The following is a 13,913-nucleotide window of genomic DNA, read 5'->3' as shown; positions in this document are numbered from 1 at the left end:
ACCGCCGTTGGTGCGTCGTGGTTCGCGCAAGCTCGCCGCCACGCGGGCATGAAGCGCTTGATTTTCCCGGTTGAACCCAATAAATGCCCGGCCAGTAGCAATTCGGGCCGCGACAGGCCCCCAATAGGATAAGGCGCCCCACGAGATGGCAAAGGAAAAGTTTGACCGTTCGAAACCGCACGTGAACATCGGGACCGTTGGTCACGTTGACCACGGCAAGACGACGCTGACGGCGGCGATCACGAAGTATTTCGGCGATTTTCGCGCGTATGACCAGATCGACGGTGCGCCGGAAGAGAAAGCGCGCGGGATCACGATCTCGACGGCGCACGTGGAATACGAGACGGAGAACCGTCACTACGCCCACGTCGATTGCCCCGGCCACGCCGACTACGTCAAGAACATGATCACGGGTGCGGCGCAGATGGACGGCGCGATCCTGGTGGTGAACGCCGCCGACGGCCCGATGCCGCAGACCCGCGAGCACATCCTGCTGGCGCGCCAGGTGGGCGTGCCCGCGCTGGTGGTGTTCCTCAACAAGGTCGACCAGGTCGACGACGAGGAACTGCTGGAACTGGTGGAAATGGAAGTGCGCGAGCTTCTGAGCTCGTACGAGTTCCCCGGCGACGACATTCCGATCATCGCGGGCTCGGCGCTTGCGGCGATGGAAGGGCGTGACCCGGAGATCGGCGAGAACAAGATCCGCGAGCTGATGGCGGCGGTCGACGACTACATCCCGACGCCCGAGCGCGCCGTGGACCAGCCGTTCCTGATGCCGGTCGAGGACGTGTTCTCGATCTCGGGCCGCGGCACGGTTGCCACCGGCCGGATCGAGCGTGGCCTGATCAAGGTCGGCGAAGAGATGGAGATCGTGGGCCTGAACAAGAACAAGAAGACGACCTGCACGGGCGTCGAGATGTTCCGCAAGCTTCTGGACCAGGGCGAGGCCGGCGACAACGTGGGTCTTCTGCTGCGCGGGATCGAGCGTGACGGTGTGGAGCGCGGCCAGGTGCTGTGCAAGCCCGGCTCGGTGAACCCGCACACCAAGTTCGAGGCCGAGGCGTACATCCTGACGAAGGAAGAGGGTGGCCGTCACACGCCGTTCTTCGCCAACTACCGTCCGCAGTTCTACTTCCGCACGACGGACGTGACGGGCACGGTGACGCTGCCGTCGGGCACCGAGATGGTGATGCCGGGCGACAACCTGAAGTTCGAGGTCGAGCTGATCGCGCCGATCGCGATGGAAGACGGCCTGCGCTTCGCCATCCGTGAAGGCGGCCGCACCGTCGGCGCCGGCGTGGTGTCCAAGATCCTCGAGTGATCTGAGGCAAAACTGAAAGCGTAAGGCGGAGGAAATCTTTCCTCCGCCTTTTTTGTGTTTGATGCTAATACTTAAGCAATTCTCAACTTCAGATGAGACTTAACTGTGTTTAAAGAACTAAGTTCTGCGGTTTTATTGCTCACAACTTCAACTTTTCCTGCGATCAGCCAGGACATCCCGTCTCCATATTCGGAGTATTACGGCGTCGTCGAGCGCGTGATTGATGGTGATACGATAGTCGTTCGTTTAGACCTTTGGCCCGGACTTGAAGCAGTTTATTCCGTTCGTGCCAAAGATATTGATGCACCGGAACTTCGTGGCGACTGCCCGGAGGAAAAAGCTTGGGCTGAGGACGCGAGAAGTGCGGCTGAACGACTGTACGGACCGGACACTTTAGTCAGAATTGAAAACGTTGAGCTTGACGGGTTTGGGCGTGCCGTCGCTGACATAAGAAGGTGGCGTTCTGACCGCTGGCTTTATTTCGCCGAGGAAATGACCGAGCGTGACATGGCAAAGCCGTGGCCAAAAGATTGGCCAGACATAGACTGGTGTGAACTCGCGAAATCACGCGCAGAATGACCAGAGACTAATGAAACATGCGACCTCCCCGAAGGCAAACGCGCGTCATCCCGGACTTGATCCGGGATCTCCGTGAACATCGGAAAGGGCGTCCGCCACGGGCGCCCTTTTCATTTTCTGCGCGGCCTTCCCATTTTCCGCGCGGAGTGAGATCAAGGCGCATGACACATCCCTTTCCCGACCCCGACACGCGCAATCCGCTGATCCTGCCCGATGGATCCGCCCATGCCGGCACCGTCTTTCTGAAAGCGGTGATCGACCATCCGCGGTTCATCGTGGGCGATTACAGCTATGCCAGTGCGACCTATCCGCCCGAGGACTGGGCCACGCATCTGGCGCCTTACCTGTTTCCCGTGTCGGACGAAAAGCTGGTGGTCGGCAAGTTCTGCCAAATCGCCGACGGGGTGGTGTTCATCACCGCATCGGCCAATCACCGGCGCGACGGGTTCTCGACCTTTCCCTTTGCCGTCTTCGATCACGCCACGGCGGCGGGCCGGCCCAGCCTGCCGGAGTGGTCCGGGCCGGACACGGTGGTGGGGCACGACGTGTGGCTGGGCAAGGACGTGCGGGTGCTGCCGGGGGCGCGGCTGGGCAATGGCGTGATCGTCAGTGCGGGGGCCGTGGTGCGGGGCGAGATCCCCGATTACGCGGTGGTGGCGGGCAACCCGGCGCGGGTGGTCGGGATGCGGTTCGACCCCGAGACCAACGCGCGTTTGAACGACATCGCCTGGTGGGATTGGCCCATCGAGCGCATCCTGCAACACGAGGCGGCGATCTGCGGCGCGGACATGGAAGCGCTGGAGCGGGCCGCGCCCTAGGGCGGGCTGAGGCAATCTGCCGCAAACCGGGACACGCGCTGCCAGGGCCGGTCCTGGCCGGGTCGCAGGGGCGAAGCCGGGTCGGTGCGGGACGGAAAGCGTCGTGAAATCAACAGCCAGCGCGTGTTTCTGCAGCTGCAGCATGGGCATGGCATACCGTTGTATCCCGTTAAATTATTGAAATATTGACATTTTTTGCGCTCCGTTCACATTTGTAACCGTGGAGGAGCGTGCCTTGGATCAAGTGAACCTGTCAGCATGGGAAGGCCGGACGGACGTACGTGAGGGCGTGATTGCCCCGCCGCAGGCAGCGCAGATTCATGCCACCATCGGTGACTCGGCGCAGGACGCGCCGGAGATGGGCGCCGACATGCCACCGCTCTGGCACTGGTGCGCCTTCCCGCCCGTCTGCCCGCTGGAGGAACTGGCAAGCGATGGACATCCCAAGCTGGGCGGCTTCCTGCCTCCGGTGCCCTTGGGGCGGCGGATGTGGGCCGGAGGCACGCTGCGCTTCGGGGCGCCGCTGCGCGTGGGCGTGCCATTCACGAGCCGCTCCGTCATCGCGCGCGTGACCGAGAAGTCGGGCAGCACCGGGCGCATGGTTTTCGTTTCGGTGGATCACGAACTCAGCGCCGAAGGGGCAGTGGTGATCACGGAACGGCAGGATATCGTCTATCTGGAACTGCCGACCGAGTTTCGCCCGCCTTTGAGACAGCCGATGCCGGAGGAGGCACTGGCGACCTGGACGCAGACGGTCAACGAAGCGCTGTTGTTCCGGTTCTCGGCCATCACCTTCAATGCGCATCGCATTCATTACGATCTGACTTATGCCCGCGAGGTCGAGCATTATCCGGGCCTCGTGGTGCATGGGCCGATGCAGGCCGCATGGCTGATGCGCCGGGCGACGGAAATGCGGGGGCGCAGGCCCGACAGCTTTGCGTTCCGGGGCGTGCACCCGATGTTGCTGATCCCCGGAGACCGCAACGAGATGACGATCGCGGCCTGTGCGCAGGAGGAGGCGCAGGGGCTGACACTTCATACCGGACAGGCCGGGCATCAATGCATGCAGGCCACCGCCACATGGGAGGAAACAACATGAACAAGATCCTGAAAGGCATGAGGGTGGTCGAAGGCTCGGCCTTTGTCGCGGTGCCGCTGGCGGGGATGACGCTGGCGCAGATGGGCGCCGAGGTGATCCGGTTCGACCGATTGGAAGGCGGCCTGGATTATGAACGCTGGCCGCTGGCGCCCGATGGGCAGAGCCTGTTCTGGGCGGGGCTGAACAAGGGCAAGAAATCGGTCGCGGTGAACATGCGGTCGCGCGAGGGGCGCGAGTTGATCAGCCGGATCATCACCGCGCCGGGGCGCGATGCGGGGCTTTTCCTGACCAACCTGCGGGTGCGCGGATGGATGGATTATCCGACGCTGAGCAAGATGCGCCGCGACTTGGTGATGGTCAGCCTGCTGGGCGACCGCGAGGGGCGGCCGCAGGTGGATTACACCGTGAACCCGGCCATCGGCGTGCCGCACATGACCGGACCCGAGGGCCACGAGGACCCGGTGGCGAGCGCACTGCCCGCGTGGGACCTGATTGCCGGAAACCTGGCCGTGTCGAGCCTGCTGGCTGCCGAGCGGCACCGGCTGCGCCATCGCGAGGGGCAGGAGGTCGTCCTGACGCTGAAGGATGTCGCGGCGGCGACAATGGCCCATCTGGGGCTTGTTGGCGACGTGCATGTGAACGGTCACGAGCGGGAGAAGTCGGGCAACGCGCTTTATGGTGCTTACGGACAGGATTTCGTCTGTGCCTGCGGTGGACGCGTGATGGTGATCGGACTGACCCAGCGACAGTGGGAAGGGCTGGTCAAGGCGACGGGTGCGGCCGACCAAATGAAGCTGCTGGCGAGGCGTCACAAGGTGGACCTGGGCGACGAAGGCGTGCGCTGGCGGTTGCGGCATGAGATCACCGGCATCCTGGCGCCGTGGTTCGCCGAGCGTCGGATCGAGGACTTCGCGGGTGACTTCAACGCGATGGGTCTGACGTGGTCGGTGTTCCGCAGCACGAAAGAGGCGGTGCGCGAGGATCCGGATTTCCGCGAGGCGAATCCGATGTTCTCGATGACCGAGCAGCCCGGCATGGGCCGGTTCCCGGTGCCCGGGCATCCGGCGGAATTCGGCAGTCATGGCCGCGTGCGCCCCTCGCCTGCGCCCGCATTGGGGGCGCATACGGAGGAAGTGCTGGGCGATGTCGCGCGGCTGAGCGATACGGAGATATCCAAGCTTTTCGACGACGGGATCGTGGCGAGCCCTGAGTATCGCAAGAAATCGGCGGCCTGAGCACAGGAGAAAAATGTCGAAAAATCCGCGCGCGCGGAGGCAAGGGGACTTGATTCCGCCCCACATGTGCCGTACCTGAGGCGTCGGCCTTAGGGGTATAGCTCAGCTGGTAGAGCGACGGTCTCCAAAACCGTAGGTCGCGGGTTCGAGCCCTGCTGCCCCTGCCAAAACTTCCTGATTTCAAACGCAGTTTCCGCAGCGCGCCCCGTTCCCGGCGCGCCCGCGGTCAGTGTGGCGGATTTTTGCCTTTCACGAAATTAACCTTGGGCCGTCGCAATGTTACCTCATTCTCCCTCTAATTGTATCTGACAGGCCAACGAATGCGAATGAAGGGATGTTACCCATGAGAATCATGGTCGTTGACGATGAAGAAATCATCGTAGCGCTGCTTCTTGAACACCTCGGCGAGATGGGGTTCAACGACGTCACGACGGCGACGTCGGGAGAAGAGGCGATGGAAATCATCGCGGCACAGGATCACCCGTTCGATTGTTTCCTTTTGGACATCAAGATGGAAGGCATGGACGGGATCCAGCTGTGCTCGAAGATCCGCGAAATGCCGCAATACCGGATCGCGCCGATCATCATGATCACGTCCGCGGCGGCCAAGCTGCACATGAACGAGGCGTTCGAGGCGGGTGCCACCGACTATATGCCCAAGCCGATCGAGCAAATCGACCTGCGCGTGCGTATCCAGGTCGCGATGCTGCTGGTCGAGACCGTCAAGAGCGACGCGGAAAGCCGGCTTGCGCTGAAGACGCTGCTGACAAGCGCCCCGGAAACGCGTGGGTTCGATCCTTCGATGCGGATCACCTATTCCGACGTGCCCAACATGCGCGACTATTTCCAGCTGGAGAATCGGCTGCTGCGCCTCAACGAAGGCACCTATGCCCTGACCCTCCTGTCGGTCGAGATCGAAGGTGTCGACGATCTGGATGGACGCCTGGATCAGGGGGAATTCCTGGAAGTCATCGAGGCCGTGGCGCACATCATCGGAAAGACCTTGCCGGCGAGCGGCGCGACGATGTCCTATGTCGGCTATGGCAAGTTCATCTGCCTGGTGGTGGTGCGGAACCATATCGTGCCGAACCTGCTGCAGGCGCGCGTGCGCGACGCGTTCCGCGCGTACTTGGCCGGGCACCGCATTCTGGCGCCGGGGGACCTTGAACTGAAGGTTTCGGCCCTGTCGCAGAAGCGGATGCTGTCGTCGGACATCGCGATCAGCCTGATCCGGCGGTTCGTCGGAAACCTGGGAGGAAATACCGACACGCTCCTGCCGCCGATCGCGTCGGTGCAGGACAGGATTTTCAGGAACAGCAGGCCGTCCAAGGCGAAATCGGAGTGAAGCCCCGGCAAGGATGAAGGTCGTCGCGCGCGCTCCGCGCCGGGACGGCCAAGTATCCGACGCCGGGCTGCGCGCCCCGGGTGGGTACGGTCGGCGCGCGCAAGCCAGTCCGCTGCCCGGTTTCGAGATTGGCAAGGGCAGGGACACGCCCGCGCCCGAGCACGGCCATGATTTGGCCACATTCCAGCCTTAGCATCACCATGAATCGCGCTTGGCGCCCCGGAAGGGGCCGCCAGGCCGGTCACCGCGTGGGGGCGTGGAACCGTGAATGAGTGCTGCTATGACCATGACAGATATGCGCCGTCCGGCGCTTCGGAACGATCTTTACATCCGTAGCGAAGAACTGACGGGGACGCCTGCCGACCAGATGACCGAAGGCCAGACTATCGAAAGCGATGCCGACGAGCTTGTCCGGCAACTTCTGCTGGAGGAAAAGCGCCGGACCATCCCAGAGCGCCTGCCGCAGATCGCGCCGCAGGAAGAGGTGCTGACCTACGACCCGGTATCGCCGGAAGACCGCAAACAGAGTGCCCAGCAATCCATTGCACAGATCCTGAAGGCGGAACGGGCACCGGCGGCCCAGCCGACAGGGTCTGGCCGGGCGTGGCCGCGTCTTGCCGGGCTGACCCTGCCGCGACTGCGGATGCCGCAGATGCGTCGCACGACGGCGCGATCCGCCAAGAACACGAGCGTTGCCCCGACGGCTGCGGGTGCCACACACCGAAGGCTGCGCCTGCCCCGGTGGCTGCGTTCGTATCGCCCGACGCGCAAGCATGTCGCCTGGGCCGTTGTGGCGGGGCTGGTGCTCTATCGTCCGCTGATGGTGCCGCTGGTGGCGTTGCTGCTGGTCTGGCTGGTGCTGATTGCCTATCTGACATTGGGGCCCGATCGGTGGGGAGAGATCCTGGGCGGGGCATGGCAGCGCCTGCACGCCCGCAAGCCGGAACTGGCCGAGAGGATCCGCCAACGCGCCGATCGTTTCGCCGAACGGTTCGACCGGGTGCTGGACCGCTTGCCGGAGGCGTGGGCCGACCGGCTGGCGTTGCCGGATTTTTCGGCCAACGCGACCACCGACGCGGACAAGCCCGATCCGTTCGACCGGCTGGCCGCCGAGGCGCGCGAGACCTGACCCGCCGCGTGAGGAACCCGCGCCACATGAGGCCGACCGAAATCGCCCGTGGCTGCCTCGGCCCTTGAATTCCTTTATTTCGCGGCGTATGTGCCGCGGACAGGTTCAAACCACGAGAGTGTCGCACCCATGGCTGTTACAAACCCGCTTCAGTTCATTCAGCAGGTCCGCGCGGAAATTGCCAAGGTTGTCTGGCCGACCCGGCGCGAGGTGCTGCTGACCACGGTCATGGTGTTCATCATGGCGGCACTGACGGCGGTTTTCTTTGCGCTGGTCGACCTTGCGATCCGCAGCGGCCTGGAAGGCTTGCTTGGCCTCTTCGGCTAAGGGATGCAAATTTTGCCCCTTGAGCCTTGAAATCAAGGGCAAAGGGCGGTAGGTGACCCGACACTTCCAGCAGCGCGCGGCGATTCGAGCCCGCGCGCTGATTTGTTTCTGGAAGGTGGTTTGGGCTGCAAAAGCCCTGCGGAACATGAATTTCACGGGCAGGGCCCGGGCAAAGAGGGATGGTGCTCACCATGGCGAAACGGTGGTATTCGGTCAGCGTTCTTTCCAATTTCGAGAAGAAGATCGCAGAGCAGATCCGGCAATCCGTGGCCGAACAGGGCCTCGAGGAAGATATCGACGAAGTTCTGGTGCCGACCGAAGAGGTCATCGAGGTGCGCCGGGGCAAGAAGGTCACCGCCGAGCGGCGCTTCATGCCGGGTTACGTGCTGGTACACATGGAAATGTCGGACCAGGGCTATCACCTGATCAACTCGATCAACCGCGTCACCGGCTTTCTTGGGCCGCAGGGGCGTCCGATGCCGATGCGCGACGCCGAGGTGAACCAGATCCTGAACCGCGTGCAGGAGGGCGAGGATGCGCCGAAACTGCTGGTCAGCTTCGAGGTGGGCGAGAAGGTGAAGGTCAACGACGGCCCGTTCGAGGATTTCGACGGCATGGTCGAGGAAGTGGACGACGACAACCAGCGCCTGAAGGTGACGGTGTCGATCTTCGGCCGCGAGACGCCGGTGGAGCTGGAATTCACCCAGGTGACCAAGCAGGGCTGAGGCGGGCTCTGACCGGACAGACGATTTTGCGGCCGTGCATATTGCGCGGCCGTTTTCGTTGGGGGAGACTGGACGCGGTTCTGACCTGCCCGGAGACACTGCATGACATCGCTTCGACTGTGGTCGATACCCTTCGCGACCCTGCTTTGGAGCCCGGACGCGGCAGAGGCGCGGATGAGCGCGCCGGAGCGGCAACTGGCGGTGTTCGACTGCCAATCGGGCGACGAGGCGGCCTGTGCCGCGCTGGTGGCCAGCTATCCGCATTACAATGACGCCGGCATGGTGTCCGGGACATACGAGCGCCACTACGCCACCGCGCTGGCGGAGGCATCCGGTGGATGCGACGCAGGCGGACGGGAGGCGTGCACCGACTATGCGTCGCTGGTGCATGTGCGGGAGGGCACGGATGCGCCCGAAGTTTACGCGCTATGGGCCGCAGGATGCGATGCGGGCGACGGGTTTGCCTGTGCCTTGCTGTCGGACCTGAACTTTTCCCTGATGGGTTTTGCCGGAACGTCCTACGAGGCGTTCTACGCCGAGCAGACGGAGGCGTGCGCGACAGGCGACGTGACGGCCTGCATATCACAGTCGCGCTTGAACGTGCTGGTGCCGCAGGCGGTGCCGGACCGGGCGATCTGGTTCGATCAGTTGCGCCGGCTGTGCGACGAGGAAGACGCGGCGCGGGCCTGTGCGCTGTTGTCCTATATCCAGAGCCACGAAGGCGCCGAGGAGTATGCCGTATTCGACCCCGGCTTTCCCGACGAGGTGGAGAACAAGCAGCGCTATGCCCTTTGGGATGCCGAAAAAGCCTGTGAGCTTGGCAATCCTGTCGGGTGTTTCAACGCGGGGTTGGCCTATGACGAGGGGCAGGCCGTTATTGAGAGCTGGAAGCGCGCTCAAGAGTATTACGTGCGAGCGTGTCGAGGTGGTTTTTCGCAAGGATGCGACGAGATCAACCGCGAGACCTTCTGGCGACCGACGGATAACCTGCTGGCCATGAAGAAGGCCTGCGAGGCGGGGGATTTCAGTGCGTGTCACTATTACGCCGTACACGCGTTTGCCCCGATCACGACCGCACCGCGCACCGAAGAGGACGAGGCGCGGATGGCGGCCTTTGCGCAAGACCTCGAACGCATCTGCAAGGACGGATGGGTGCGGGCCTGCGCCGACCTTGGAACGCTGTCTCGGGCAATGGGTGACCTGACGAAAGCCGAGCGCTTTGCCACTGCCGCCTGCGCCCTGTCGGAAGGGATGGGATGCCTCGTGGTGGGCAACCTGCTGAAGCTTGATCGTGGCACGGAGGCGGCGCTGAAGCAGGCGGTCGGATATCATCGGATGGGGTGCGAGTTACGGGTCTGGACGGCCTGCAACAATCTTGGCGACTCGTATCAGCATGGGCGCGGTGTCGCAGCGGATCCGGGGCAGGCGGCGCGGTACTTCGTAATCGCGTGCAACAACGCGGTCGCGCTTGGCTGCCGCAACATGGCGCAGTTGAAGGAGGCCACGGCGCCGGAAGAGGCGGCCATCTATCGTGAACAGGCTTGCGCGCTGGACGCGCAGTATTGCCGCGAAGAATAGGCCGGCAGGCCAGGCGGGGGCTTGCCAAACGCCAATGGAGCGTGTACGCGGCGCCCTCGTACCTTTGCCCGGACCGGGCCGGGGTGCGTTCCATGTGGGAGGCGCGGCGGTCGCGACCGCTCAGACCTGACCACATCAACATAGGCCGAGGGACGCGTCCCGAGGCTGTTTGAAAAGGAGAAGGCCAATGGCCAAGAAACTTGCCGGCACCATGAAGCTTCAGGTGCCCGCCGGACAAGCGAACCCGTCCCCGCCGGTTGGTCCGGCGTTGGGTCAGCGCGGCATCAACATCATGGAATTCTGCAAGGCGTTCAACGCCAAGACGCAGGAGATGGAGCCCGGTGCACCGTGCCCGACCGTGATCACCTACTATCAGGACAAGTCCTTTGAAATGGACATCAAGACGCCGCCGGCGTCCTATTACCTGAAGAAGGCCGCAAAGCTGAAATCTGGCTCCAAGACCCCGGGCCGCGAAAGCGTTGCCACGGTGAGCCCCAAGCAGCTGCGCGAGATCGCGGAAGCCAAGTGGAAAGACCTGAACGCGACCGACGTCGAAGCCGCGATGAAGATCATCGCCGGTTCCGCACGGTCCATGGGCATCGAGGTGAAATAAGATGGCGAAACTTGGAAAACGTACCCGCGCCGCCCGCGAAGCATTCGCCGACAAGCACAACGTGACGGTCGAAGAGGCTGTTGCCCTGGTCAAGAATCACGCCAGTGCGAAATTCGACGAGACCGTCGAGATCGCCGTGAATCTGGGTGTGAACCCGCGCCACGCCGACCAGATGGTCCGTGGCGTCGTCGGCCTGCCCAACGGCACCGGCAAGGACGTGCGCGTTGCCGTCTTCGCCCGTGGCGCGAAGGCGGACGAGGCACAGGAAGCCGGGGCCGATATCGTCGGTGCCGAAGACCTTATGGAAACCATCCAGGGCGGCGAGATCAATTTCGACCGCTGCATCGCGACCCCGGACATGATGCCCATCGTGGGCCGTCTGGGCAAGGTGCTGGGCCCGCGCAACCTGATGCCGAACCCCAAGGTCGGCACGGTGACGATGGACGTGGCCGACGCCGTCAAGGCCGCCAAGGGCGGTGAAGTGCAGTTCAAGGTCGAAAAGGCCGGTGTGGTGCACGCAGGCATCGGCAAGGCTTCCTTCGACGAAGGCAAGCTGGTCGAGAACGTCCGCGCCTTCATCGACGCCGTTCAAAAGGCGAAGCCCGCCGGCGCGAAAGGCACCTACATGAAGAAGGTGGCGCTGAGCTCGACCATGGGTCCGGGCGTCAGCATCGCGATCGAAAGCGCCGTGACCGAATAAGTCGGTTCCGCATCGAGATTGAAAAGGCCCCCGGCATGATCGGGGGCCTTTTTCGTTGTGCGGGTTGTGTCGCGGGTGTCACGCGCGGGCTGCGGCACCGCCGTCGTCCCAGTCGTCCCAGCCGGGAAAGTGCAGAGGTGTGTCGCTGTCCAGGTTCGACAGGCGCCTGCCCCAGGTGTCGAGGTTGACCTTGAGCCGTCCTTCGAGGCTGTCCCTGTCCTCGTAGCTGTAGCCGTGCCCCTGCACGCCGTAGGAGATGAAGGGCGGCAGGACGGTGAAGCCCATGTAGTGCAGCGAGTATTGCACCGGCCAAAGCATCACGTCGAAATCGCCGCCCCGGCTGCCGGGGCCGAACGCTTGTTCGGGCGCGCCGGTGGTGACCGAGACCATCGCGCGCTTGCCGCGGAAATAGCCGGCGTCGTAGCGCATCCGGCTGGTATAAAGCCCGCCGCTCATGAAGACGCGGTCCATCCAGCCTTTCAGGACGGCCGGGGGACCATGCCACCACAGCGGAAATTGAAGGATGAGAAGGTCGGCGCTTTCGAGCCGCTTGATTTCGGTGGCGACGTCGCCGGGCACGGTGCCGGTCTTCCAGGCGTTGCGCTGCTCGTTGAGCGCGGCGAAGGCGTCGGTATCCGCGTGGTCGGTGTAATGCGCCGCGCGTTCGACCGGGTCGAAGCCTTCCGCACAGAGGTCACTGATCGACACGGTGCCGCCCGAACGCGCCAGTGCCTGCTGCGCCGTGTCGGTCAGCGCACCGTTGTAGGAGGTCGGCTCGGGGTGGGCGTGGACGATATGGGTGTGCATCGGAAGGTCTCCTGTTCGGGGAATGCTCCTGGGTCAGAGCTAGGCACGGGGCGCGCGCAGGTCCAGACTTGCGGAAAGACCGTCGTCGTGGCAGACTGCCCACTATCACGCGTCGGGCCGGTCGTCGGCCCGCGCGTTATCGCTTGTTGTGGCAGGCGATGAAATTCCCCCTTGGCATTTGCCGCCATGCGGCATACACCCGGCGTTGCGCGTATGGCTCGATTCGTCGGGCCATTTGTGTTTCGTCCGAGACGGTGGGTGGCCGGGATATGCTGGTCATAAATCCTGCCCGAGACGGGAAAGACCAGAATTCTCGAGGTTCTCCTTGGTATCAAGGCGTGCCCCGACTGGCTCAGCCCCGTTAGCGGACCCTTTGCCGGGTCGTGAGTGGCCCGGTGGTACTGAGCCGGGGGACACCCCCAAATTTGGAGTGAAACTGTGGATAGAGCCCAGAAAGAGAAAGTGGTCGACGAACTCGGCCAGATCTTCGAAAGCTCTGGCGTCGTTGTGGTTGCCCGCTACGAAGGCCTTACAGTTGCGGAGATGCAAGACCTGCGCGCCCGTGCGCGCGAGGCCGAAGCATCTGTTCGCGTTGCCAAGAACAGGCTCGCAAAGATCGCCCTTGAGGGCAAGCCGTGCGCAAGCATCGCCGATTACCTCTCGGGCATGACCGTGCTCACCTTTTCCGAAGACCCCGTGGCAGCAGCCAAGGTCGCGGAAGGTTTCGCCAAGGACAACAAGAAGTTTGAAATCCTTGGTGGCGCCATGGGTGAGACGGCCCTAGACCGGGCCGGTGTCGAAGCCACGTCGAAACTGCCGTCGCGCGAGGAGCTTATCTCCACCATCGCTGGCATGCTTGGCGCACCCGCTTCGAACATCGCCGGTGCGATCGGCGCACCTGCAAGCAACATCGCGAGCATCCTTTCGACCATCGAAGAGAAGGCGGAAGCAGCGTAAGCAACTGCAAGTCCTGCGTATCGGGTTGCAATACCGACGTTGGAACACATCTTAGAACGGAAAGAGCTGAAAAATGGCTGATCTGAAAAAACTTGCTGAAGAGATCGTTGGTCTGACGCTTCTCGAAGCACAAGAACTGAAAACCATCCTGAAAGACGAGTACGGCATCGAGCCCGCAGCCGGCGGCGCGGTCATGATGGCGGGCCCTGCTGGCGGCGACGCTGGCGAGGCGGCTGAAGAGCAAACCGAATTCGACGTCATCCTGAAGTCGGCCGGTGCCTCCAAGATCAACGTGATCAAGGAAGTCCGCGCGATCACCGGACTTGGCCTGAAAGAAGCCAAGGACCTGGTCGAAGCCGGTGGCAAAGCCGTCAAGGAGCAGGTCTCCAAGGACGAAGCCGACGAGATCAAGGGCAAGCTGGAAGCAGCTGGCGCCGAAGTCGAACTCAAGTGATCCCGGCGTCGGCGGGATCATCTCGGACGTGATCCGGGAACTCTCGCCGATGTGACGATGTCCCGGATCGAATCCGGGGCGGGATCGTATGAAATCAGGCTGGACCGGGCAAAATCCCGGTCCAGCCGAACCTGTCTCAGAGAGGCCCTTGTGGCCGGTCGCGGTAATCCGGGAGGTCCCGGATCAAGTCCGGGACAAGGGGTTCTCTCAGGCGAGGTTCAACGAT

15 protein-coding genes and 1 tRNA gene are annotated in these 13,913 nt (G+C 63.2%); 15 read left to right on the top strand and 1 reads right to left on the bottom strand.

Going from position 1 to position 13,913, the window contains the following annotated elements:
• The first annotated feature begins 145 nt into the window (after positions 1-145).
• From tuf to rplA, 13 genes are all read left to right on the top strand, one after another.
• Positions 146-1,321: an elongation factor Tu gene (gene tuf, locus ACQY4V_RS13475; RefSeq protein WP_152497515.1), complete on the top strand. Its 1,176-nt coding sequence runs from the start codon at positions 146-148 to the stop codon at positions 1,319-1,321.
• 105 nt (positions 1,322-1,426) lie between these two features.
• Complete coding sequence (locus ACQY4V_RS13470) at positions 1,427-1,900, top strand: thermonuclease family protein (protein WP_428512457.1); 474 nt, start codon at positions 1,427-1,429, stop codon at positions 1,898-1,900.
• A 161-nt stretch (positions 1,901-2,061) separates the two neighbouring features.
• On the top strand, positions 2,062-2,718 hold the full coding sequence (locus tag ACQY4V_RS13465) for a CatB-related O-acetyltransferase (protein ID WP_428512455.1): 657 nt from the start codon (positions 2,062-2,064) through the stop codon (positions 2,716-2,718).
• 244 nt (positions 2,719-2,962) lie between these two features.
• Positions 2,963-3,817: an FAS1-like dehydratase domain-containing protein gene (locus ACQY4V_RS13460; protein ID WP_428517243.1), complete on the top strand. Its 855-nt coding sequence runs from the start codon at positions 2,963-2,965 to the stop codon at positions 3,815-3,817.
• On the top strand, positions 3,814-5,052 hold the full coding sequence (locus ACQY4V_RS13455; RefSeq protein WP_428512453.1) for a CoA transferase: 1,239 nt from the start codon (positions 3,814-3,816) through the stop codon (positions 5,050-5,052). Before ACQY4V_RS13460 ends, ACQY4V_RS13455 begins: the two co-directional genes overlap by 4 nt.
• A 91-nt stretch (positions 5,053-5,143) precedes the next feature.
• Positions 5,144-5,219, top strand: a tRNA-Trp gene (locus ACQY4V_RS13450).
• Between the two features lie 176 nt (positions 5,220-5,395).
• The gene (locus tag ACQY4V_RS13445) at positions 5,396-6,397 is read left to right on the top strand and encodes a response regulator (RefSeq protein WP_428512451.1); all 1,002 of its coding nucleotides are present in this window, start codon (positions 5,396-5,398) and stop codon (positions 6,395-6,397) included.
• A 280-nt stretch (positions 6,398-6,677) separates the two neighbouring features.
• Positions 6,678-7,526: a hypothetical protein gene (locus tag ACQY4V_RS13440; protein WP_428512449.1), complete on the top strand. Its 849-nt coding sequence runs from the start codon at positions 6,678-6,680 to the stop codon at positions 7,524-7,526.
• 129 nt (positions 7,527-7,655) lie between these two features.
• Positions 7,656-7,853, top strand: coding sequence for a preprotein translocase subunit SecE (gene secE, locus ACQY4V_RS13435; RefSeq protein WP_152493593.1), 198 nt, complete (start codon positions 7,656-7,658; stop codon positions 7,851-7,853).
• A gap of 191 nt (positions 7,854-8,044) precedes the next feature.
• On the top strand, positions 8,045-8,578 hold the full coding sequence (nusG, locus tag ACQY4V_RS13430) for a transcription termination/antitermination protein NusG (protein ID WP_152473758.1): 534 nt from the start codon (positions 8,045-8,047) through the stop codon (positions 8,576-8,578).
• Positions 8,579-8,680: 102 nt separating this feature from the next.
• Positions 8,681-10,156: a tetratricopeptide repeat protein gene (locus tag ACQY4V_RS13425; protein WP_428512446.1), complete on the top strand. Its 1,476-nt coding sequence runs from the start codon at positions 8,681-8,683 to the stop codon at positions 10,154-10,156.
• 187 nt (positions 10,157-10,343) lie between these two features.
• Positions 10,344-10,769, top strand: coding sequence for a 50S ribosomal protein L11 (gene rplK / locus ACQY4V_RS13420; protein ID WP_152493591.1), 426 nt, complete (start codon positions 10,344-10,346; stop codon positions 10,767-10,769).
• Position 10,770: 1 nt separating this feature from the next.
• A complete protein-coding gene (gene rplA, locus ACQY4V_RS13415; RefSeq protein ID WP_222452562.1) occupies positions 10,771-11,469 on the top strand; it encodes a 50S ribosomal protein L1 in 699 nt (232 codons plus the stop codon).
• 78 nt (positions 11,470-11,547) lie between these two features.
• On the opposite strand, the gene ACQY4V_RS13410 is transcribed toward rplA, so the two are convergent.
• A complete protein-coding gene (locus tag ACQY4V_RS13410; protein ID WP_428512443.1) occupies positions 11,548-12,276 on the bottom strand; it encodes an NAD(P)H-dependent oxidoreductase in 729 nt (242 codons plus the stop codon).
• A 438-nt stretch (positions 12,277-12,714) separates the two neighbouring features.
• Between ACQY4V_RS13410 and rplJ the strand changes: the two genes are divergently transcribed.
• Positions 12,715-13,233 (top strand): 50S ribosomal protein L10, encoded by a 519-nt coding sequence (gene rplJ, locus ACQY4V_RS13405; protein WP_428512441.1) that lies wholly within the window; start codon positions 12,715-12,717, stop codon positions 13,231-13,233.
• Between the two features lie 73 nt (positions 13,234-13,306).
• Complete coding sequence (gene rplL / locus ACQY4V_RS13400; protein ID WP_057796840.1) at positions 13,307-13,687, top strand: 50S ribosomal protein L7/L12; 381 nt, start codon at positions 13,307-13,309, stop codon at positions 13,685-13,687.
• Positions 13,688-13,913 lie beyond the last annotated feature (226 nt).

Source organism: Roseovarius sp. (assembly GCF_965277045.1).
Taxonomy (GTDB): domain Bacteria; phylum Pseudomonadota; class Alphaproteobacteria; order Rhodobacterales; family Rhodobacteraceae; genus Roseovarius.
The sequence above is the reverse complement of the archived record's forward strand: the minus strand, read 5'-3'. Positions and strand labels throughout refer to the sequence as shown.

Excerpts from the sequence above, each read along its gene's own strand:
- ACQY4V_RS13410 (WP_428512443.1), bottom strand. The coding sequence starts at position 12,276 with ATGCACACCCATATCGTCCACGCCCACCCCGAGCCGACCTCCTACAAC.
- ACQY4V_RS13440 (WP_428512449.1), top strand. The coding sequence starts at position 6,678 with ATGACCATGACAGATATGCGCCGTCCGGCGCTTCGGAACGATCTTTAC.
- rplK (WP_152493591.1), top strand. The coding sequence starts at position 10,344 with ATGGCCAAGAAACTTGCCGGCACCATGAAGCTTCAGGTGCCCGCCGGA.
- secE (WP_152493593.1), top strand. The coding sequence starts at position 7,656 with ATGGCTGTTACAAACCCGCTTCAGTTCATTCAGCAGGTCCGCGCGGAA.
- rplA (WP_222452562.1), top strand. The coding sequence starts at position 10,771 with ATGGCGAAACTTGGAAAACGTACCCGCGCCGCCCGCGAAGCATTCGCC.
- ACQY4V_RS13445 (WP_428512451.1), top strand. The coding sequence starts at position 5,396 with ATGAGAATCATGGTCGTTGACGATGAAGAAATCATCGTAGCGCTGCTT.
- rplL (WP_057796840.1), top strand. The coding sequence starts at position 13,307 with ATGGCTGATCTGAAAAAACTTGCTGAAGAGATCGTTGGTCTGACGCTT.
- ACQY4V_RS13465 (WP_428512455.1), top strand. The coding sequence starts at position 2,062 with ATGACACATCCCTTTCCCGACCCCGACACGCGCAATCCGCTGATCCTG.
- ACQY4V_RS13455 (WP_428512453.1), top strand. The coding sequence starts at position 3,814 with ATGAACAAGATCCTGAAAGGCATGAGGGTGGTCGAAGGCTCGGCCTTT.
- ACQY4V_RS13425 (WP_428512446.1), top strand. The coding sequence starts at position 8,681 with ATGACATCGCTTCGACTGTGGTCGATACCCTTCGCGACCCTGCTTTGG.
- tuf (WP_152497515.1), top strand. The coding sequence starts at position 146 with ATGGCAAAGGAAAAGTTTGACCGTTCGAAACCGCACGTGAACATCGGG.
- nusG (WP_152473758.1), top strand. The coding sequence starts at position 8,045 with ATGGCGAAACGGTGGTATTCGGTCAGCGTTCTTTCCAATTTCGAGAAG.